Origin of the sequence: Streptomyces sp. Alt3 (genome assembly GCF_030719215.1) — a bacterium.
In the GTDB taxonomy this organism is placed as follows: Bacteria; Actinomycetota; Actinomycetes; order Streptomycetales; family Streptomycetaceae; genus Streptomyces; species Streptomyces glycanivorans.
The window spans coordinates 8,049,428-8,068,538 of the sequence record NZ_CP120983.1; the positions used below are offsets into that span (position 1 = coordinate 8,049,428).

18 protein-coding genes are annotated in these 19,111 nt (G+C 69.4%); 9 read left to right on the forward strand and 9 right to left on the reverse strand.

The window, feature by feature from the left end; all coding sequences use genetic code 11:
- The first annotated feature begins 143 nt into the window (after positions 1–143).
- Both P8A20_RS35685 and P8A20_RS35690 read left to right on the forward strand, forming a co-directional pair.
- Positions 144–971, forward strand: a complete 828-nt coding sequence (locus P8A20_RS35685) for a glycoside hydrolase domain-containing protein (RefSeq protein ID WP_306104988.1) — start codon at positions 144–146, stop codon at positions 969–971.
- Between the two features lie 141 nt (positions 972–1,112).
- Positions 1,113–1,694: a dihydrofolate reductase family protein gene (locus P8A20_RS35690; protein ID WP_306104989.1), complete on the forward strand. Its 582-nt coding sequence runs from the start codon at positions 1,113–1,115 to the stop codon at positions 1,692–1,694.
- Between the two features lie 83 nt (positions 1,695–1,777).
- Here P8A20_RS35690 and P8A20_RS35695 read toward each other — a convergent pair whose 3' ends face one another.
- Positions 1,778–2,005: a hypothetical protein gene (locus P8A20_RS35695; RefSeq protein WP_147961756.1), complete on the reverse strand. Its 228-nt coding sequence runs from the start codon at positions 2,003–2,005 to the stop codon at positions 1,778–1,780.
- Positions 2,006–2,504: 499 nt separating this feature from the next.
- On the opposite strand from P8A20_RS35695, the gene P8A20_RS35700 reads away from it, so the two are divergent.
- On the forward strand, positions 2,505–4,463 hold the full coding sequence (locus P8A20_RS35700) for a CASTOR/POLLUX-related putative ion channel (protein WP_306104990.1): 1,959 nt from the start codon (positions 2,505–2,507) through the stop codon (positions 4,461–4,463).
- A 128-nt stretch (positions 4,464–4,591) separates the two neighbouring features.
- Here the strand turns inward: P8A20_RS35700 and P8A20_RS35705 are convergent, their stop codons facing one another.
- Both P8A20_RS35705 and P8A20_RS35710 read right to left on the reverse strand, forming a co-directional pair.
- A complete protein-coding gene (locus tag P8A20_RS35705) occupies positions 4,592–4,861 on the reverse strand; it encodes a GlsB/YeaQ/YmgE family stress response membrane protein (RefSeq protein ID WP_014158114.1) in 270 nt (89 codons plus the stop codon).
- 297 nt (positions 4,862–5,158) lie between these two features.
- The gene (locus P8A20_RS35710; protein WP_147961754.1) at positions 5,159–6,106 is read right to left on the reverse strand and encodes an alpha/beta hydrolase family protein; all 948 of its coding nucleotides are present in this window, start codon (positions 6,104–6,106) and stop codon (positions 5,159–5,161) included.
- 64 nt (positions 6,107–6,170) lie between these two features.
- Here P8A20_RS35710 and P8A20_RS35715 point away from each other — a divergent pair, with 64 nt between their 5' ends.
- A complete protein-coding gene (locus P8A20_RS35715) occupies positions 6,171–6,743 on the forward strand; it encodes a helix-turn-helix domain-containing protein (RefSeq protein ID WP_147961753.1) in 573 nt (190 codons plus the stop codon).
- Positions 6,744–6,807: 64 nt separating this feature from the next.
- Here P8A20_RS35715 and P8A20_RS35720 read toward each other — a convergent pair whose 3' ends face one another.
- The gene (locus tag P8A20_RS35720) at positions 6,808–9,042 is read right to left on the reverse strand and encodes an FUSC family protein (RefSeq protein WP_147961752.1); all 2,235 of its coding nucleotides are present in this window, start codon (positions 9,040–9,042) and stop codon (positions 6,808–6,810) included.
- Between the two features lie 224 nt (positions 9,043–9,266).
- On the opposite strand from P8A20_RS35720, the gene P8A20_RS35725 reads away from it, so the two are divergent.
- On the forward strand, positions 9,267–9,818 hold the full coding sequence (locus P8A20_RS35725; RefSeq protein WP_147961751.1) for a DoxX family protein: 552 nt from the start codon (positions 9,267–9,269) through the stop codon (positions 9,816–9,818).
- 376 nt (positions 9,819–10,194) lie between these two features.
- Here the strand turns inward: P8A20_RS35725 and P8A20_RS35730 are convergent, their stop codons facing one another.
- Positions 10,195–11,079 carry a SigB/SigF/SigG family RNA polymerase sigma factor gene (locus P8A20_RS35730; protein ID WP_371606720.1) on the reverse strand — a complete coding sequence of 295 codons (885 nt, stop codon included), beginning with the start codon at positions 11,077–11,079 and terminating at the stop codon, positions 10,195–10,197.
- A gap of 262 nt (positions 11,080–11,341) precedes the next feature.
- Between P8A20_RS35730 and P8A20_RS35735 the strand changes: the two genes are divergently transcribed.
- Positions 11,342–12,529 carry a PP2C family protein-serine/threonine phosphatase gene (locus tag P8A20_RS35735; RefSeq protein WP_187282296.1) on the forward strand — a complete coding sequence of 396 codons (1,188 nt, stop codon included), beginning with the start codon at positions 11,342–11,344 and terminating at the stop codon, positions 12,527–12,529.
- 25 nt (positions 12,530–12,554) lie between these two features.
- Here P8A20_RS35735 and P8A20_RS35740 read toward each other — a convergent pair whose 3' ends face one another.
- Positions 12,555–13,052, reverse strand: coding sequence for a MarR family winged helix-turn-helix transcriptional regulator (locus P8A20_RS35740; protein ID WP_147961748.1), 498 nt, complete (start codon positions 13,050–13,052; stop codon positions 12,555–12,557).
- A gap of 310 nt (positions 13,053–13,362) precedes the next feature.
- Here P8A20_RS35740 and P8A20_RS35745 point away from each other — a divergent pair, with 310 nt between their 5' ends.
- A complete protein-coding gene (locus P8A20_RS35745; RefSeq protein WP_306104991.1) occupies positions 13,363–13,755 on the forward strand; it encodes an STAS domain-containing protein in 393 nt (130 codons plus the stop codon).
- A gap of 133 nt (positions 13,756–13,888) precedes the next feature.
- Here P8A20_RS35745 and P8A20_RS35750 read toward each other — a convergent pair whose 3' ends face one another.
- From P8A20_RS35750 to P8A20_RS35760, 3 genes are all read right to left on the reverse strand, one after another.
- On the reverse strand, positions 13,889–14,500 hold the full coding sequence (locus P8A20_RS35750) for a GOLPH3/VPS74 family protein (RefSeq protein ID WP_147961746.1): 612 nt from the start codon (positions 14,498–14,500) through the stop codon (positions 13,889–13,891).
- Positions 14,501–14,651: 151 nt separating this feature from the next.
- Positions 14,652–16,175, reverse strand: coding sequence for a catalase (locus tag P8A20_RS35755; RefSeq protein WP_306104992.1), 1,524 nt, complete (start codon positions 16,173–16,175; stop codon positions 14,652–14,654).
- Positions 16,176–16,508: 333 nt separating this feature from the next.
- A complete protein-coding gene (locus P8A20_RS35760) occupies positions 16,509–17,426 on the reverse strand; it encodes a LysR substrate-binding domain-containing protein (protein WP_147961744.1) in 918 nt (305 codons plus the stop codon).
- Between the two features lie 148 nt (positions 17,427–17,574).
- On the opposite strand from P8A20_RS35760, the gene P8A20_RS35765 reads away from it, so the two are divergent.
- On the forward strand, positions 17,575–18,585 hold the full coding sequence (locus P8A20_RS35765) for an aldo/keto reductase (RefSeq protein ID WP_147961743.1): 1,011 nt from the start codon (positions 17,575–17,577) through the stop codon (positions 18,583–18,585).
- Positions 18,586–18,625: 40 nt separating this feature from the next.
- On the forward strand, positions 18,626–19,060 hold the full coding sequence (locus tag P8A20_RS35770; protein WP_147961742.1) for an SRPBCC family protein: 435 nt from the start codon (positions 18,626–18,628) through the stop codon (positions 19,058–19,060).
- Positions 19,061–19,111 lie beyond the last annotated feature (51 nt).

A 19,111-nucleotide genomic window follows, 5' to 3' on the forward strand; every position in this document is an offset into this window, starting at 1 on the left:
TGTGCTTCGGGCTCCCGAAGCACAGCGCCGTTGTGTTCCGCCGGCTCTGCACCCGGACTGCGGCACAGCCTTGGTGCACTGCAAGTCGCGGGCTGAGGGCGCGTCGGATGCGGTATTGAACCGCACTGTGAATGGGGTGGGGAATGTCCAGACACCGGCTGTCCAGGAAGAGCCGATACATCGCGTGGTCGGCGGCGGGCGCTGTCGTGGTCGCTGGTGCCGGATTCGCGGCACAGACCTCCATGGCGGCCGGCACCTGGCCCGCGCAGAAGACCTACACCGGGCGGGCGTTCGACACGTGCGCCGCGCCGTCGCTCAGCGCGATGAAGGCGTGGCACACCGGTTTCTACGGCGCCACCGCCGTCTACATCGGCGGGAAGAACCGTGGCTGCGCCCAGCCCAATCTGACCAAGTCCTGGGTGAAGTCGGTCAACGCCACCGGCTGGAAGCTCATCCCGCTCTACGTCGGCGCGCAGCCGCCCTGCCAGAAGAGCGCGAACCGGGAGAGGTTCACCTCCTCCACGGCTGTCGCTGTCGGCGCGAGCAACGCCAAGGACGCGGTGGCCAAGGCGTCAGCGCTCGGGATGAAAGCCGGCAGCCCGATCTACCTGAACATGGAGTCGTACGACATCACCGACAAGGCGTGCAACGACGCCACCCTCACCTACGTGCGTTCCTTCACCAAGACGCTGCGCAACGCGACGTACCGGGGCGGGTTGTACGGTTTCAGCAGTTCCAGCGCCAAGGCCGTCGCCACGGCCACGAACAAGACGGACCTGCCGGGCAACCTCTGGTACGCCCTGTGGGACAAGAAGAACACGACCACCACGGACTGGCCGTGGAAGCCGACCCAGTACACCGGCCACAGCCGTGGCCATCAGTACATGGTCAACAGCAAGGAAACCCGCGGCGGTCACACCATCACCGTCGACCGCAACGCATGGGACGCCCCGGTCGCGATCATCGGCTGAAGCCCACACGGACGGCGAGGGCCCGGCTCTGCCACAGAGGCGAGCCGTGCCGCTCGCCCCCCCGGAGTCCGGCGAGTCGCGATGAGTCCTGCGGGGTTCGGCAGTCGTAATGTCGAACCCCGTCACCGAGGAGGACCTGCGATGCGCAACGTGACCTATTCGATGAGCACGTCACTCGACGGCTACATCGTCGGCCCGGACGGCGGCTTCGACTGGACGGTGCCGGACTATGAAGTCTTCAGCTACTTCACCGACGAGATCCGAGGCGTCGGCGTCCATCTGCTGGGCCGGCGGCTGTACGAGACGATGCTGTACTGGGAGACCGCCGACCAGGATCCGTCGCTCGACGCCTCCATGCTCGAGTGGGCGGCGCTCTGGAATCCGCTGCCCAAGGTGGTCTTCTCCACCACGTTGTCGGACGTGCAGGGCAATGCCCGCCTCGCCTCCGGCAGCCTTGTGGACGAGATCGAGCGCTTGCGGGCCGAGCCGGGGGAGGGGGACATCGCGATCGGGGGAGCGACTCTCGCCGCGGAGGCGGCCGCCTCGGGTCTGATCGACGAGTACCGGGTGATGGTCCACCCGGTACTGGTGGGCGGTGGCATCCCGTTCTTTCCGCAGCGTGAGCGCCGGGTGGATCTCGAACTCGTCGAGACCCGCACGTTCAACTCACGAGTCGTCCATCTCCGCTACCGCGTGGCGCGCCAGGAGTCGTCACCGGAGTAGGGGGTGCCGGTGCACAAGTCTGGAGCGGGCACGTACGCCCGAACGGCCCGCAGGACCGGACACGCTTCGGGAGCCGCCATGAATCATCCGAACAGGACGTCGTCGTCGCCCAGACTCTTGAGCTCGCGGTAAAGGACCGCGAGGCCCGTCACGATCTTGGCTGTGGAGATCACGGCGTCCACCAGGCGGAGGGTGTCGCTCTCCTTCCGCGCGAGTTCGGCCTGTTTCACGACGCTCAGCATGCCGAAGGCCGTGGTGCCGAGCGACAGGTACACCCTGGACCTGGACCTCTTCTTCACCGATGCACTCATGGGTTGCGGAGCCTCCTCAGGCGGCGGAGATGTGCGTCGTGTCGAGCGCGACATCGATGTGCGTATGGACGAACAGCCTCGGGTCACCGCGCGGCCGATGACGAGAAGCACGGGTGAAGGCCGGTAGGCACGGACGAGTTCAGCGATGTCCGTGCCGGTCCGGCCCGCCCGCCGACCCCCGGGTCCTCCTCGACGGTGATGACGAGGACATCGCCTTCAGGTCTGTGACACAGCATCGTGACCTCCGTTCCAGGCCCGTCCGCGGGCCTGTGTGCACTGCGTCTGCCCTTTGGGTCTGCACCCATGCAACGAGCTCCTGCATCCCGACGGGAACTCGCCTCCCTCCTCCTGCTGCTCCCCGGCCCGGTTCACCCGCCCGAAAGGATGAACCGGCCTGCGTACCCCGCGTGTCACCGATCTCGAGGCAGCACTGTGCGTGAGGGGAAAGGCGTGGCGCGCCCTCTGGGGGGCGCGGCCGCGGATGAGGGGAGTGGGGGCAGTGGAAACAGCGAAGGAACGTCCGCGGGTGTCGCTGCGGGACAGGGCGGGCTACCGGTTCGACCGCACGTTGGCCCGATCCACCGGCACCTTGATGGGCTGGCTCGTCATCACGTGTCTGGCGGTCGTCCTGCCGGTGAGTACCTTGCTGGTGTGGACGGATCCCGGGTCCCCAAGGTCGTTGTCGGGGAGACTGACAGCGGCGTGGCGAACCAGTGCGGAGACGCTGCGTCTGGGGGCCGCATCCGGCACACCGCTCCGGCTGGTGCTCTCGGCCGTGCTCGGGTTGGTCGCCCTGCTGTGCGTGTCGACCCTGGTCGGAGTGATCACTACGGGCCTGGCCGATCGGATGGCCGAGCTGAGCCGCGGACGATCGACGGTCCTGGAGCAGGACCATGTCGTCGTGCTCGGCTGGTCGGATCAGGTGACCACAGTGGTGAGCGAGTTGGTCGCCGCCCGGGCCCCGCACCGGCCGCGGGCCATCGTGCTGCTCGCGGACCGGGACAAGGTCGAGATGGAGAGGCTGCTGACCGCCCGCGTCCCCCCGGCCGCCCGCGCCCTGATCATCTGCCGCAGCGGTCCCGCAAGTGACCCGGACGTGCTTGCGCTCGTCAGCCCTAGGACAGCGAGCACCGTCCTCGTACTGCCGTCGGCGGAGCCGACGGCCGACGCCGAGGTACTGCGCATTCTGCTGGCTCTGCGCGCCGTACTCGGTGAAGGCGCGGACGGGCCGCCGGTGCTCGCTGCGGTCCGGGACGACCGTTACAGAGCTCCGGCACGGCTCGCCGCCGGCCCGCACGGCACCGTGCTGGAGACCGACACGGTCACGGCGCGGCTGATCGCACAGTGCGTCGGCCGACCCGGGCTGTCGCTGGTCCTCGGTGACCTTCTCGACTTCGCCGGCGACGAGTTTCACCTGGCCGACGCCGCGCCGTTCCACCTGGCTTCCTTCGGCGCCACCCTGTTGGGCCACCCGAACTCCTGCGTGGTCGGACTGCTCACGCCTGGGGGCCGTACGCTGCTCAACCCGCCCACGGACACCGTTGTCGTGCCGGGAAGCCGCCTCATCGTGCTCGCTCGCGACGACGCCGGCACACGGGTCGAGGCCTGTCGGCACCTCGTCGACGCGTCGGTGATCGTTTCGGCCCCTTCCGAGCCCGACCCCCCGACCCGGTTGCTGCTGCTCGGCTGGAATCGGAGGGCTCCACTCGTCGTCGGTCAGCTGCTGCGTACGGCCCGTTCCGGATCCGTCCTGGACGTGATCACGGACAGTGCTGTGCCCGGGCCGAGGCAACCGGAGGCGGAGGGCGTGACGACGAGCGGGGGTGTGCGCTTCCGGTCTGCGGCGCTGTCACGGCCCGAGACGCTCCTCGGGCTCGACCTGAGTCCGTACGACGGGCTGGTCGTCCTCGGTCCGGACCAGGGGGAAGGACCGGACCGTCCAGACGACTGGACCCTGGTCACCCTGCTGGCCCTGCGACTGCTGGAGGAACGCACCGGACACGAGGTCAGCCTGGTCACCGAACTCGTCGAGGACCGCAACCGCCCCCTGGCGTCGGTCAACAGAGGGTCCGACGTGATCGTCAGTGGGAAGCTGACCGGCCTCCTCATGGCCCAGATCGCGCAGAACCGCTATCTGGCACCCGTTTTCGACGAGTTGTTCTCGGCCGAGGGCGCCGGCGTGTGCCTACGACCCGTCGGAAGGTACGTCCTTCAGGGCGCCGAGGCCACGTTCGCCACCCTCGTCGCCGCTGCACGCGACCGGGGAGAATGCGCGATCGGCTACATCAGCCACGAGGGGCGCACCGAGCCCACCACCGGTGGGGTCCGGCTCAACCCGCCGAAGGACGAACGGCGTGTCTGGAACTCCGAGGACCACCTGGTGGTGCTGGCGACGGATCCTGGTGCTGCCTCCGCACCCGCCGCCCGGGACGACTCCACCACGTCCGCCGCTCCGTGAAGGCCGACGTACCCGTCGTCCGCGCGTGATCCGGTGAACGCGGTCGGTTCGAACCGATACTGCGACGCCCGGTCGGCTCCTCGGGGGAGGGGAGCCGACCGGGCGTCGCAGTTCCGCCAGGCCCTGCGTCAGGCGTGGCGGCGGTTGCCCGTGACCAGGCGGTAGAGGGCGAGCAGGATGATCGAACCGACGATGGCCGCGACCCACGTGGAGAGGTCGAAGAAGCCGTCGATGGAATCGACGCCGAAGATCACCTTGCCCAGCCAGCCACCGAGAAGGCCGCCCGCGATGCCGATCAGCATGGTGATGATGATGCCGCCGGGGTCCTTGCCCGGCATCAGCGCCTTGGCGATGAGGCCCGCGAGCAGTCCGATGAAGATCCAAGCGATGATGCCCATGATGCGTCTCCTGCCGCGTCGTACCGCGTCGTATGCAGCTGCTGTCAACGCGTCGTCTTTACCGGTCGGACACTTTCAAACGCCATGGGCACGACTTCTCCATCTGCCGCCCGCCGGTTCCGGGCAAGCCGGCCTGGAAGCCGGGCCGGGGCGACTGCTCGCAGCGGGGCCGGGGCGTCCGCTGTCCGGGCGACTTGGTGTGGCGGGACCTTGGGTCCGCGGCCGCGCCGGGCTTTCACGGCACGCCGTCGAAGGTGTCCGACGGTCGGACTTCGGCGGGGGTGCTTCGTCCACCGGTCAGGACGAGGCTGACGTCTCCTCGACGGGGGGCGCCTGAGGGGTCGCGTCCAGGTGGAGGGTGAGCCAGGAGGTGACGCGCGCGAGGAGGTCCGCGTCGACCGGTTCGCGCAGGATGCGGCGGTAGGAGTTCAGGCTGGGCGCCCCGGAATCACGCCGCAGCACGTGGGTGAGGTCGGCGACCCGGTGGGTCTCCGCCCCTCCGGGCACCAGGTGCTCGATCACGTCCAGGTCCGCCGGATCGACCTGGAAGTCCTTGAGGCCTGTGATGGCCAGGACCGGGGTCCGGATGGCTGCGAGGTCGTCGCGGCTGTCGTGGACGAGCATCTCGCGCATCCAGCGGGCGTTGACCTTGAGACCTGCGATGCGTGCCGTATCGGTCCGGGTCTTCTTGATGCGGGTTAGGGCTCTGTTGCCCAGTGCTCCCAGCGGACGCCTGAGGAGCCGGACGGGAAGGGGCATGGTCCGGACGACCGACCGGCCCTGCCTGCGGAAGGCGTCCTCGCCCAGGCCGGCGAAGCCGGCCAGCAGCACGGCCGCCCGCACGTCCGTCCGTGAAGCGAGGGCCATGGCGTGCAGGGCGCCCTCGCTGTGCCCGATGACGCCGACTGCCTCGGAACGGATGTCCGGGCGGGCGGCGAGCGCGCGCAGGGCCGCGGCGGCGTCCTCGCGGTTGTCGGTGAATCCGGAGGCCCGCCAGTCGCCGGGGGTGGAACCCGCACCGCGCCGGTCGTAGCGCAGAGTCGCGATGCCTGCGGCCGCGAGGGCCTCGGCCATGGGACGAGCCAGGTCCATCACGAGCTTGGGCGTGTTTCCGTCGCGGTCCAAGGGGCCCGAGCCGTGCAGCAGCAGGACGGCTGGGTGCGGAGAGGGACCTGCCGGCAGTGTCAGGGTGCCGGCCAGCGGGGTTCCGTCGTCTGCGGCGACCGTCATGTCGATGTCGGGCAAGGCTCCGCCTCTCGCGATTGATTTCAACTTCGAGAACGTTATCAGATGTGAGATCATTGGCGTCATGGCCACCGCGAACCTCCTCCTCCACCCCGTCCGGATGCGCATCCTGCAGACCCTGGTCGGCGCCGGAGAGCTGACCACCGCCCAGCTGCGTGACCGGCTGCCCGACGTGTCGACGGCGAGCATGTACCGGCACGTCGCCACTCTCACCCAGGCGGGAATCCTGGAAGTGGTGCACGAAAAGCCTGTGCGCGGCACCGTCGAGCGCAGTTACCAGGTCCGTCAGGACGCGGCCCTCGTCGACGAGGGCGCCCGCACAGCCATGACCAAGGACGATCACCGGCAGGCCTTCACCGTCTTCACCGGGACGATGCTGGCGGACTTCGACCGCTATCTCTCGCTCGAGGACGCCGAACCCGCCCGCGAGGGCGTCCTCTACCGCCAGGGCGCGGTGTGGATCACCCCGGAGGAGTTCACGGAACTGGTGGAGGAATTGGAGGCCGTCGTCGCCCGCCGCGCACGCCACAGCGCAGGCGAGGGCAGCGTCCGGCACGTCATCAGTCTTGCCCTGGTGCCTGCCAAGGCCATGGAGGCGGACGGCGCGGGGGGCATCCCTTCGCCCGACGTCGGTTGACGGGCAGTGGGAGCAGCGGAACGACGTCAACCGCACCTTCCGCGGAGAGGCACCGCCGCCTCCCTCAGCCGCGTACCGCCTTCTCCCCGGCGCGCTCGGCGACCGGTACGTCCAGCGGGCGGGCGAGCCCGACCACTCCTTCGTCGAGGCGCTGCAGGTGGCGCAGTACGCGGAACGTCACGGCGCCTGACGGCGGGGTGCCGGACCCGTCGTCCCGCAGCGTGGAGGCGATGCTGGCAGCCGACTGGACCTCGCCCCCCATGCCCTTGTCGCCCACATGCGCCGCGAGTACCTCGATGTTGTGCGCGATGCGCCGCCCCGCCCGGTGCAGACGCGGATCGGCCGCGACGGTCTTGCTGTGCGGCACGAGCTCTGCGGTAGCCGCGAGCGCGCGTGCGTGGTATGCACATGTCTCCAGCAGGGCCACCAGATAGCGTACGGTCTGCCGCCGACCGCGCAACGGCGTGATCGGGTAGGTCAACGGATTGGTGGAGTCACGCAGTTCGTCCAGCGCCGTGTCCAGGCCGCGGGCCTTGCCGAGCAGGTCGGACGACGGCCCTCCGCTGAGCTGCTCCACCGCGGCAGAGGCGACATCCCCCAGCCTGTCGAGGACGGTCCCCAGCAGTTCGTCGGTACGGCGGTCCGTGTGCACCGGCAGCACCAGCACGGCGGCGACGACCCCGCACGCGGCGCCGATCGCGGTCTCCTCGATGCGCAGCACCAGCACGTCGAAACTGTACGAGTTCAGCAGGGTGTAGAGCAGGCCGAGCATGGCCGTCACGAAGAAGGACATGACCGCGTACGACAGGGGAGCGGTGAAGAACATCGCGAAGATGAAGAGGAGTACCAGCGCGAACGCGACCCACGTGTGGTCCCCGACCACTCCGGCCAGCGCGACACCGGCCACGGCGCCCAGGAGGGTGCCGAGGAGCCGACGGTAGCCCTTGACCAGGATCTCACCGGTGGACGCGGTGTTGAGGAAGACCACCCAGCACGTGAGAACGGCCCAGTACCAGCGCTGGCTGGAGAGGAGTTCACCGCCGATGATCGCAAGCACCGAGCCCACCGACACCTGGAAGGCGGCCCGTGTGGTGGGGCGTTGCAGCCCCGTGCGGTCGTCGTCGCCGGGCTTCTCGGACGAGGCCAGGGCGATGTCCTCCGCGTCGAACTCCTCGCGGGAACGGGTGGTCGCCGGCGAGTCGTCGGACTCGTCCTGGGGCCCGCCCAGTGCCAGCCGCAGACCCAGGACGGACCGTGCCGCCTCGCCGATGCCGCGGAAGGCGTCCTGGATCCCCGCGGGGGCGGGGGGAAGCTTGTCCTCGTCCCGGTAACCGAGCAGCCGGTTGCGCAGGTGAGCGACCGCTGTGCCCCCGTCGCTCGTCGCGGGCCGGTCCACCAGGAGATGCAGCGCCTTGAGATCCCGGCGCAGGGCGATGGTCGCGTCGTCCTCGGAAGGCCGCCAGTCCCCGGTGAGCGGCACGGGCGCGTGCGGCAGATGGAGGGTGAGGGTGTCCGCACGCTCGGCGCTCCGGGCGTTGAGCAGCAGCATGCCGAGCCGCTCCGTGGAGATCTCGGCGTCCGCGATGCGGCGTTGCAGCAGTGCCGCCTTGTCCGCGTCCTGTGTGCCTTCCTCAAGACGGCCCTGGATCATGAGAGCGGCTTCGTGCAGCCGAGCGGTGCTTCGCCGCATGTCGTCGAGCACCTTCTCCAGCTGCTCGGGTTCGGCGTCGAGCAGTTCGATCTGCAGGGAGACGAGCTGGGCGACTCGCGTCCGGAAGGCATCGCGCAGTCGTGCAAGGACGCGACGAGGTGTCTCCGGGACGACGGCGAACCGGACCACGGCACTGCAGCCGAACCCGATGAGCAGAGCAAGAAAGAGCGCCGGCAGGGCGGTCGTCGAGGCACCGACGAACAGGGAGAGGAAGTAGATCTGAAAGCCGATGAGGCCGAGTGCCGTGCCTCGTTCGCCGAACCGCCTGCAGTACACGGCGCCGAAGATGAGCGCCACGAAGAAGAGGTCGCCCACGATGACCTGAGAGGCCAGCAGCGCGCTCAGTGCCGTGGCGGCCAGTGCCACCGGCAGGCCCAGGGCGAGGGTGACCGCCTGGTCGCGTACGAGCGTGTCCTTGATCGCGAAGGTCGCCGTCATCGCCGTCATGGCACCGGCGACCATGTGCGTGACATCGGTGCCGAGCAACGCCAGGACCACCAGGGTGAGTCCGATCGCTCCGACGGTCCGCAGCCCGGCGGTGAGCCGCAGCAACCCCGGGTCGGACGCCGCGAACCGATCCCACAACATGGCCCCGCCCCGCCGCCGCACTGCCCTCACCCTGCACTTTCTTCCGCTTGCCGCCACGATCCACGCGCTGTTCAGCATTGCACGGCGAGGAACCGGAGGACCAACGCAGGTCGACATCCGATACGGTCGCGGGTTCGCCCGGCAGCTGTTCCGCAACCGGACGCCGCAGGGCCCCGGGAGAAAGCGGGACGCGTGCCGGCAGTGAACCCGGGCACGCGCGGAGCATGGCAATCCTGAGGAAAGTCGCACGCCCCCTGCTCGCCTCCGTCTTCATCTCCGGCGGGCTCCGCACGCTTCGAGATCCGCACTCCGTGGCCGGTGCGGCCGAGCCGGTGGCCCGGCCCGTCTCGGCGCGCGTGCCGAAGCTCCCGGACGACACGGTGCGACTCGTACGGATCAACAGCGCCGTGCAGGTCGGTGCCGGCGTCCTTCTCGCGACAGGTCGCCTTCCCCGCGCCTCCGCTCTCGCACTGGCGGCCTCCCTGGTCCCCACCACGCTGGCCGGGCACGCCTGGTGGAAGACGCAGGAACCTGAGGAACGGGCACGTCAACAGGTCCAGTTCACCAAGAACCTCTCGTTGCTCGGGGGGCTGCTGATCGCGGCGGCGGACACCCACGGCAAACCCTCTCTGGCCTACCGGTCACGGGCTGCGGCCACCGCCGGCGTACGCAGCGCCCACAGGACGGGGAACGCGGTGGGCGCGGTGGTGGCGGACAAGGCGCACGACGTCCGGTCGGCGGCCGGTGCCGTGCGGGAACACCTTCCGACCGGCTGACGTCTTCGGACCGGCCCGGTTCCCCCTGCGGAGTCTGGACCCCGCAGGGGGAACCCCGTCAGAGACGAGGAACCCGCCTGTGGGCGGGCATGCGTCGGCGCATGCCCGCCCACAGGCGGGTTCGAAGCGGTGCGGGAACACATGGGTACGCCGACGCACGGGGTGCCGACGCTTCGGACGGCGACAGCGCGGTGGCCGGGGCCCGCGAAGAGCCGCCCAGGACCGCGGGAGTCGGGCTCACGGACGGGTCGGCGTACGTGGCCCGCGGGAGCGGCGCTCTCCGGCAGGCCGGTGCGTCAGGCCTTGGAAAGGGGCAACCGCACGGGCGTGGGAAACGACAGCCGGCGCAGGCCGCGTGCAAGGAGGGCCCGGGTGGTCAGGCCAGCATTCCCGCGCGGAGCTTGCCCAGGGTGCGTGTGAGCAGACGCGAGACGTGCATCTGGGACACGTCGAGCTCCGCGCCGATCTGGGACTGCGTCATCTCCTGGCCGAACCGCATCTCGATGAGCCGGCGCTCACGGTCGTCGAGCTGCTCCAGAAGGGGCGCCAGCGCGTGCAGGTTCTCCACCGTTTCCATGGCCGAGTCCGGCTCGCCCAGGATGTCGGCGAACGTCCGGGAGGCCGCCCCCGTCGTCTCACCGGTGTCCGTAGGCATGTCGAGCGAGCCGGCCGTATAGCCGTTCGACGCGATGATGCCCTCGATCACCTCGTCCTCCGTACGGTCCAGGTGCTCGGCCAGTTCCTTCACCGTCGGGTCACGGTCGAACCTGACGGAGAGTTCGTCCTTGGCCTTGGCCAGCTCCACGCGGAGCTCCTGCAGCCGGCGGGGGACGTGGACGGCCCAGGTGGTGTCGCGGAAGAAGCGCTTGATCTCACCGACGATGTAGGGGACGGCGAAGGTGGCGAATTCGACCTCCCGCGAGAGTTCGAACCGGTCGATGGCCTTGATGAGACCGATGGTCCCGACCTGGGTGATGTCCTCCATGTCGCCGCTGCCCCTGTTACGGAAGCGGCGCGCGGCGAAGCGGACGAGGGAGATGTTCATCTCGACAAGGGTGTTGCGCGCGTACTGGTACTCGTGCGTGCCCTCTTCGAGGACCTGCAGGCGCTCGAAGAAGAGCGTCGACAGAGCGCGGGCGTCCTTCGGGGTGATCTTGCCCGCGTCCTCGATCCAGGGCAGCTCACCTATGCGTTCCGGTGTGGCCCCGGAAGCCGACACCCCATCGGTCCGTACGGTTCCGGCAGTCTGTTCAGCGATCACTGTTCCCACCCTCCCTGGTGCTGAGTGCGCTTTCAGACGAGCCCCTGCCCGGCCTCGGAAGCCCTATGCACGAGGAACCGGTTTTTCTTGCTGCGTGGAAACAGTTGTCCCTGGACATCGTAAGATGAGCAGTGCCGTCCACCGGTGCGACCTATCGGTCACGTCGTGCTGGATCGGGTACAGGCCCCGTACGCTGGAGGCCGGGGGCCGGGTCCCGAAGGCGGTTCGGGTTTCGGTGCAGCACGACGAGAAACAGGATCACGTGGACAGATTCGCTGCGGTCGAGCGGGAGCTGCGCAAGGCCGCCCCCCATCGGCTCCTCGATGTCGTCTCGGCGGCTCTGCGGGAGCGGTTCGATGTGCAGAGCGTGGCCTTGCGGCTCGCCGACTACGGCATGACCACGCTGCAGGTGGTGTCCGAGGTGCCGATCGCCGAGCCGGTGCACGTGCACGACAGTCCGCAGGGCAGGGCCTTCGGTGCCCAGGAGCCGTATGTGGAGCCGCGGACCGCGCCGGGACCGTTGACCGCGCACCTCCCGGTGACCGTGCGGGGCGACCGGCTCGGTGTCCTGACCGTCACCGTGCCCGAGAGTGGCTGCTCCCGGGCGGATCTGGCGGACATGCAGCAGATCTGCGAAGCCCTCGGCCACGAGATCCTGGTGGCCGAGCGGGACACCGACCTCTACCTCCTCGCCCGCCGGGCCACCCGGTTGACCCTGGCCGCCGAGATGCAGTGGCAGTTGCTGCCCGGCCGTTCCGTGTCCCGTCCCGAATTCAGGCTGGGCGCACATCTGGAGCCCGCGTACGCGATCTTCGGCGACAACTTCGACTGGTCGGTGTCGGCCCATCACCTCACACTCACCGTCACCAACGGCATGGGCAAGGGGATGGAAGCGGCCCTGCTGACCAATCTCGTCGTCAACTCGCTGCGGAACGCGCGACGGGCCGGCCTCGACCTTCCCGGCCAGGCCAGCCTGGCCGACCAGGCCGTCTACACGCAGCACCGAGGCGCGCTGCACGCGTCGGTCCTCCTGCTGCGTTTCGATCTCGCCACGGGGGAGGTGGAAGCCGTGGACGCGGGGTCTCCCCGGATGTGGCGGCTGAGGGGGCGGACCGTCGATTCCATCGACTTCGAGCCGCAGCTCCCGCTGGGCATGTTCGAGGAGACGGAGTACGTCACGCAGCACCTGCGCGTCGAGCCTGGCGACCGGCTGCTGATCGGCAGCGACGGGGTCTACGACAGCGCTTCGGCGGCGGGGGAGCTCTACGGGCAGCGGGCGCTCGCGCGGTCGCTCTCCGCGCACCGTTTCCTGCCGTCCGAACAGGTGCCGCTCGCGGTTCTCCGCGACCTGCGGGACCATCGGGGATCCGCACCGCTGGACGACGACGCGCTGGTCGTCTGCATGGACTGGTTCGGCCGGCAGTCCTCCGCCGGAGACGCGTCCGAGTGAGCGAGGCGGGCCGACCGGTCCGTCTTCAGCCGGTCGACCGCAAGGGTCTCGCTCCGTCGCTGTCCTGTCCCGCGGCTGCGGCCGCGCTGCGGAAGGCCCTGAGCCCGTCGAGGAGCGAACGCCGCGCCTTGGCGGGCATGGCGTCGATGGTGGACATCAGTATTTCTTCCCGCCGTGTGCGCAGGTCGACGAGGTACGCCTTGCCGTGGCTGGTCAGCCGGAGCTCCAGCTCGCGGCGGCTCACCGGGCTGGGAGCGCGCTCCACGAATCCGGTGGCCTGCAGCCGGTCGCACAGCCTGCTGACCGAGGGCGAAGCCGACCCCAGGGCCTCGGCGAGCATACGCAGATTGATGCCCTCCTCCCGGTCCAAGGTGTACAGGACGCGGAGCTGGGAGGGGGAGACCGGGCCGGTCGGCACGGCGTCACGTCCGTGTTCCCACAGGACTTCGAGGAGTTCGACGAATTCGGAACCCTCACGGGCCGCGTCCCGGGACCGCTGGTCGGGTTCGGGGTTCAGGCCCATTTCGATGACACTCCGATTCGGCATTGCCTCACTGGTCCGTCCGGCCACCGGACCGAGCGAGGCGGCCGGACATCCGATGCGCTCGTACGGAAAGCCAGGACAAGATTCCGGGACACACGTGTGGCCCCGCCTATCGTACCCCTGCATGCCGCAGGCTTCCGAGCGTCACGCCGGCTCGTTATGTTGTCAGGCGGCAACAGTTGTCATCGGGTACGGTTCCGCAGGCGACATCCGATGCGTGATCAATTCGGCGGTCACCGTCGTTCCCGCCGCGACGGCACCCGCTCCCCGGCCTGGAGTACCGATACCCATGACACCGAACCAGCCCCTCACCCTCACCGTCCGGCACCCGGCGGACTCGATCGCCGTCCTCACCGTCGCGGGCGAGATCGACGTGGACAGCGTGCCGGCCCTGCGCACGAGAGCGCTGGAGCTGATCAGACAAGGCAGACCGCATCTGGTCCTCGACCTGGCGCCCGTGGAGTTCTGCGACTCCTCGGGCCTCAACACGATGATCGGCATCCTGCGGTACGCGAAGGACCGGCACGGGTCCCTCTCCCTCGTCGGCCCGCCCCCACACCTCACCAGGCTGCTGGACGTGACGGGAGTCGGCGAACTGATGCCGGTACTTCCCACCACGGCCGAAGCCCTGACCCACATCGTCAGGCCCGGAGAAGCACCGAAGGGGCTAGGGGCCCGTTAGGTGGAAGAGGGCTCACCGACGGCGGTCTCACCGGGGCTCGGTCCGCCGACGGCTCCGCGCGGTGAACGCGGCACACCACGCGCGGCCGTCCCTCCGGCCACACATGGCTCCTGCCGCCTCCGCACGTGCCCCGTCAGGGCCCGCGCCAGACATTGGCGAACGCGGCGTTCTCGATGGCCCGCCGCTGCCGTACGGCCTCGAGCTCCATCACCGCATCCCCGACGGTGAGGAGCACGGTCGTCACGGCCTCGTCCTCGGAGCTCGGCCCGTCCTGCGGCTGCCGCCCGCCGGGAACGCCCGCGGCCGACGCGAGGGCGGCGAGTACGGGCTCACCACCTTCCCAGCGCTCCAGAGCCTGGCGGCGAGCGGGCGTGTCGGCCGGTTCCACTCGGTCGGCTCCGGACCGGAACCGGCCTCGGCGGCCCTGACTCAGGACGCCGTCCTCCTCGAGTGCCGACTGGTAGGCGCCGGCCAGATCGCGCCCCCGCCGCCACAGCCAGTCCTCGACCCGTTCGTACGGGGCCTGTCCTTCGAGCGTCGCTGCGGCCTCGGCCAGGAGGCGATCGTCCACTGCCGGCCCGCGGTCCGGGACGATGCGGTCACCGTCCAGGGTGATGGCGCCGGCCGAGACGAGATCGATGAGCTCGGCACCCGCGAGCGTGAGCGACAGGTCACCCTGTCCCACCGGGCGGTCCGGCGACCCCAGGTGCAGGGCGATGATGAACAGGTCTTTCGCCGTGGTCATGAACGGCCCCCTCGGATTCGTGTGCCTGCTGGTGGGCACCAGCCTGCCTGTGCTGTGCCGCAAAGGACAGCATGCCGCCCTCCGCGCCCGGCACTCGGCCGGGCACGGAGGGCGGCGGGCCCGGAGGTGGCACGAGTGGTACGTGCGGCGATCAGGCCTTGTGCTGCATGGAACTGCGCGCGGGACTTCCCTGCCCCGAGGCCTTGGGGTCCTTCTCGCCGGCCTTGGCGCGAACTCCCTGCTCGATCCGCTTGCCGATCGTCTTGTCGATGTTCGACCAGTACTCGAACGCGCGGACCAGTACCGGCTCGGTCACGCCGTTGAGCAGGTGCCCGACGACGTTGTCCACCAGCCGGTCCCGAGCCGCGTCGTCGAGGACCTCGCGCACCATGGTGCCTGCCTGGCCCCAGTCGTCGTCCTCCGAGTGGTCGACGTACGCCGCCCGGGTGATGTCCCCGTCGGCGTACCAGCTCGGCGGGGAACCGTGGCGGGCGGTGTCGGCGGCCGGGCCGCCCTTCGAGTTCGGGGCGTAGACGGGGTCCGCCGTCTTCCGGTACGCCATCGCTCCGTCCTTGGAGTACGTGTTCACCGGCACGACGGGCGCGTTGACGGGCAGCTGCTGGTAGTTCGCTCCGATGCGGTAGCGGTGGGCGTCCGCGTAGGAGAACAGGCGGGCCAGCAGCATGCGGTCCGGACTCGGACCGATGCCCGGGACCAGGTTGTTCGGCTGGAAGGCGGCCTGCTCGATCTCCGCGTGGTTGTCCGTGGGGTTGCGGTCCAGCGTCATCTTCCCGACCTTGATCAGCGGGTAGTCGCTGTGCGGCCACACCTTCGTCAGGTCGAACGGGTTGAACCGGTAGCCCACCGCGTCCCCGTACGGCATGACCTGGACGTGGAGCGTCCAGCTCGGGTAGTCGCCGTCGCGGATGTGCTCGAAGAGGTCACGCGTGTGGTAATCGGTGTCGGCCGAGGCCATCTGGTCGCCCTCGTCCTGGGTGAACGTCTCGACGCCCTGGTCGGTCTTGAAGTGGTACTTCACCCAGAAACGCTCACCCTGTGCGTTGATCCACATGTACGTGTGGGAGGTGTAGCCGTTCATGTGGCGCCAGCTGCGCGGGATGCCGCGGTCGCCCATCAGCCAGGTGACCTGGTGGGCCGACTCGGGCGAGAGGGTCCAGAAGTCCCACTGCATGTCGTGGTCGCGGAGGTTGCTGTCCGCGCGGCGCTTCTGGGACCGGATGAAGTGCTGGAACTTCATCGGGTCCTTCACGAAGAACACGGGGGTGTTGTTACCCACCATGTCGTAGTTGCCTTCGCTGGTGTAGAACTTCACCGCGAAGCCGCGCGGGTCGCGCCAGGTGTCCGGGCTGCCGCGCTCACCGGCGACGGTGGAGAACCGAATGACCAGATCGGTCGTGGTGCCGGGCTGGAAGAGCGCGGCCTTGGTGTAGCCGCTGACGTTCCCGGTCACCTCGAAGTGCCCGAAGGCGCCGCTGCCCTTGGCGTGCGGCTGACGCTCGGGGATCCGTTCACGGTTGAACTGAGCCATCTGCTCGATCAGGTAGGAGTCCTGGAGCAGGATGGGACCGGCCGGACCGACGGTGAGCGAGTGTTCGTCGCTCTCGACAGGGATGCCGGCGTCGGAGGTGGTCGGCTGTTGCGATGCGCTGGTCACTTTCGTTCCCCTTCGTCGTGGGGTGTGAGTGCGGAACGTGGGTCGGGGCTATGGACACGGGGCGGCTCGTCGACGTCGAGACCGGGCCTGGACCTCTGGGCGAGATGTCCACGCCGACCGGTGTCTCCCCGCTCTCCAAACATCGCCGTACCAGTAACCGGTATCAACGTAGCCAAACCTGGACGAGCGGGCCATCGGAGGTGTCGGCGCCGCCGCCCCCTTCCACGGAGCGACGGCTGGGACCGTGGCCGGCCGGGCGAGAGAGCCGCCGCCCGGGAATTCCGGCCCGTAGCCCGCCATGGGGGTTTCATGGGGACGCACGCGCAGCACCCGTCACGACTCCCGAGCCGGTGGTGGCGTGGCGCGGTGCGTGAGGACCGTGGCTCGGAACGACGCCACGACCGGTCGCAGGTCGGTGTGGTGCCAGACCGCCCAGAGGTGTACGGACGCCTCATGCCAGGGAAGTTCACGGACCTCCACGCCTTCGGTCGTCCCGCGGAGCATGCTCTTCTGGACGAGCGCGAACCCGAGGCCCGAGGCGACGAGCCCGAGAGCGGTCAGAGGATCCGGCGCGTCGAGGCGGATGTCAGGGGTGAAGCCCGACGCCACGCACGCGGCGACGAAGGCGTCCCGGGCGGCGGGCTCGAGCGACGTCCCGACCGCCACCCAGGGCATACCGTCCAGGTCGGACGCCGTGATGTCCGTCCGCCCGGCGAGCGGGTGGCCTGCCGGAAGGGCGAGGAGCAGGGGGTCCTCGAGCAGCGGGACCGCCAGGAGATCGGGATCGTCCTGCGCGGGAGGCCGCTGGACCAGGGCGATGTCGAGGCTGCGCTGCCGGAGGCCGACGAACTGCTCCTGCGGACTCAGACTGTAGAGGGCGACGTGAATTCCGGGGCGCTCCTCCTGCAAGGTGCGCAGCGCTGCCGGAAGCACACCGGTGTGCATGGCGTCGCCTACGTAACCGATGCACAGGCCGCCCTCCTCGCCGCGTCCCAGGCGGCGCCCCAGATTCTCCAGCCGGTCCGCGTGGCGCAGCAGCGCCCGTGCCTCGTTGAGGAAGACCCGCCCGTCGGCGGTCAGGCGGATGCGCTGCTGGCTGCGCTCGAACAGGGTGAGGCCCAGGTTCTTCTCCAGCTGGGCGATCTGGCGACTGAGGGGTGACTGCGAGATGTGCAGCTCCTCGGCGGCGCGGCCGACGTGTTCCGCCTCGGCCACGGCGACGAAATATCGAAGTTGTCGCAGGTCAAGCATGTAAGACCTCGGGGGACTCAACTCAGTCCAAGCGTGTCTTGGACAGTCTCAAGTATCGATCCTAGCCTCGAAGGCGTACCACCGACGGAGCGTTCGTGACCCCCACCGGACGACGTCGGACCCCACCCCGCTCGTCAGGAGTCACCTCATGGGAATCGCCCCTCTTCTGCCCGGACCGCTCGGCTTCGGCACCGCCCCGCTGGGCAACATGTTCCGTGCCATCCCCGACGCCGAGGCGGCTGCCACCGTCGAGGCGGCTTGGGACCACGGCATCCGCTACTTCGACACCGCGCCGTTCTACGGCGCCGGTCTCGCCGAGATGCGCCTGGGCGAGGTCCTGGCGGCGCACCCGCGTGACGCCTACGTCCTCAGCACCAAGGTCGGCCGCCTCGTCCTGGACGAGGCGGAGGATCCCGTCGCACGTGATCTCGGCGAGAAGGGAGGCCTGTTCGAGCACGGCCGCCCCAACCGGATGGTCAACGACTACACGGCCGACGCGACGATGCGCTCCATCGAGGACAGCCTGCTCCGGTTGAGGACCGACCGCCTCGACATCGTCTGGGTGCACGACATCGCACAGGACTTCTACGGCGACGAGTGGCTCGCCCGATACGAGACCGCACGCACCGGCGCCTTCCGAGTCCTCGAGAAGCTGCGGGCCGAGGGTGTCATCAAGGCCTGGGGCCTGGGCGTCAACCGGGTGGAACCGCTGGAGCTCACCCTTGACCTCGACGAGCCCACCCCTGATGCCTTCCTCCTGGCCGGCCGGTACACGCTGCTGGACCACGACCGCGCGCTGCAGCGCCTGATGCCCGCGGCTGCCGAGCGGAACGTCGACATCGTCGTCGGCGGACCCTACAGCTCGGGAATCCTGGCCGGAGGAACGCACTTCGAATACCGGGAGGCACCCGCCGAGATCGTCCGCAAGGTGGAGCGGATCAAGGCCGTCGCCAAGCGGTACGACGTCGGTGTCAAGGCGGCCGCCCTGCAGTTCTCCCTGGCACACGGGGCCACCGCCGCTGCCGTTCCCGGTGCCACCCGGCCCAGCCGCATCGCGGAGGACGTCGCCGCGCTGACGGCACGGATCCCGGCCGCGTTCTGGACGGCGATGCGCGCCGAGCGCCTGATCGCTCCCGACGCCCCCGTGCCCGCCCTCTGACGTCCTTCACCTGATCCCCGACCCGCTAGGAGATTTCTCCATGGCCACCACCACGGCATCGATCCGTGTCCCCGCGCCGCCCGAGCGCGTCTGGCAGCTCATCGGCGGATTCGACACCCTCCCCGACTGGCTGCCCTACATCCCCACGAGCGAACTCGGCGAAGGCGGCCGGGTGAGGAGCCTCACCAACGAGGAGGGGGGCTTGATCGTCGAACGTCTCGAGGTCTTCGACGACAAGGGCCGCACCTACAGTTACTCGATACTCCAGGCCCCGTTCCCGGTGACCGGCTACCTCTCGACCATCGCGGTGCACGAGGAGGCCGACGCCGGTTCCTCCCGAGTCGAGTGGAGCGGCACCTTCACACCGGACGGGACAGGCGAGGCCGAGGCCGTCGCACTGTTCCACGGCATTTACGCCGACGGACTCGAAGCGCTCAGGCGGACCCTTGCCGCCGGCTCGGCTCAGGGCTCCTGACACCACCGCGTGGGGGCGGTCGTTCCGCCGGTCTGTGGGCCCACAGACCGG

What these genes read in the sequence shown, in the direction of transcription:
- P8A20_RS35770 (WP_147961742.1), top strand. Translation starts at nt 18,626, where the DNA reads ATGGCCACCACCACGGCATCGATCCGTGTCCCCGCGCCGCCCGAGCGC.
- P8A20_RS35705 (WP_014158114.1), bottom strand. Translation starts at nt 4,861, where the DNA reads ATGGGCATCATCGCTTGGATCTTCATCGGACTGCTCGCGGGCCTCATC.
- P8A20_RS35750 (WP_147961746.1), bottom strand. Translation starts at nt 14,500, where the DNA reads ATGACCACGGCGAAAGACCTGTTCATCATCGCCCTGCACCTGGGGTCG.
- P8A20_RS35760 (WP_147961744.1), bottom strand. Translation starts at nt 17,426, where the DNA reads ATGCTTGACCTGCGACAACTTCGATATTTCGTCGCCGTGGCCGAGGCG.
- P8A20_RS35715 (WP_147961753.1), top strand. Translation starts at nt 6,171, where the DNA reads ATGGCCACCGCGAACCTCCTCCTCCACCCCGTCCGGATGCGCATCCTG.
- P8A20_RS35765 (WP_147961743.1), top strand. Translation starts at nt 17,575, where the DNA reads ATGGGAATCGCCCCTCTTCTGCCCGGACCGCTCGGCTTCGGCACCGCC.
- P8A20_RS35740 (WP_147961748.1), bottom strand. Translation starts at nt 13,052, where the DNA reads ATGGGCCTGAACCCCGAACCCGACCAGCGGTCCCGGGACGCGGCCCGT.
- P8A20_RS35720 (WP_147961752.1), bottom strand. Translation starts at nt 9,042, where the DNA reads ATGTTGTGGGATCGGTTCGCGGCGTCCGACCCGGGGTTGCTGCGGCTC.
- P8A20_RS35685 (WP_306104988.1), top strand. Translation starts at nt 144, where the DNA reads ATGTCCAGACACCGGCTGTCCAGGAAGAGCCGATACATCGCGTGGTCG.
- P8A20_RS35725 (WP_147961751.1), top strand. Translation starts at nt 9,267, where the DNA reads ATGGCAATCCTGAGGAAAGTCGCACGCCCCCTGCTCGCCTCCGTCTTC.
- P8A20_RS35695 (WP_147961756.1), bottom strand. Translation starts at nt 2,005, where the DNA reads ATGAGTGCATCGGTGAAGAAGAGGTCCAGGTCCAGGGTGTACCTGTCG.
- P8A20_RS35745 (WP_306104991.1), top strand. Translation starts at nt 13,363, where the DNA reads ATGACACCGAACCAGCCCCTCACCCTCACCGTCCGGCACCCGGCGGAC.
- P8A20_RS35690 (WP_306104989.1), top strand. Translation starts at nt 1,113, where the DNA reads ATGCGCAACGTGACCTATTCGATGAGCACGTCACTCGACGGCTACATC.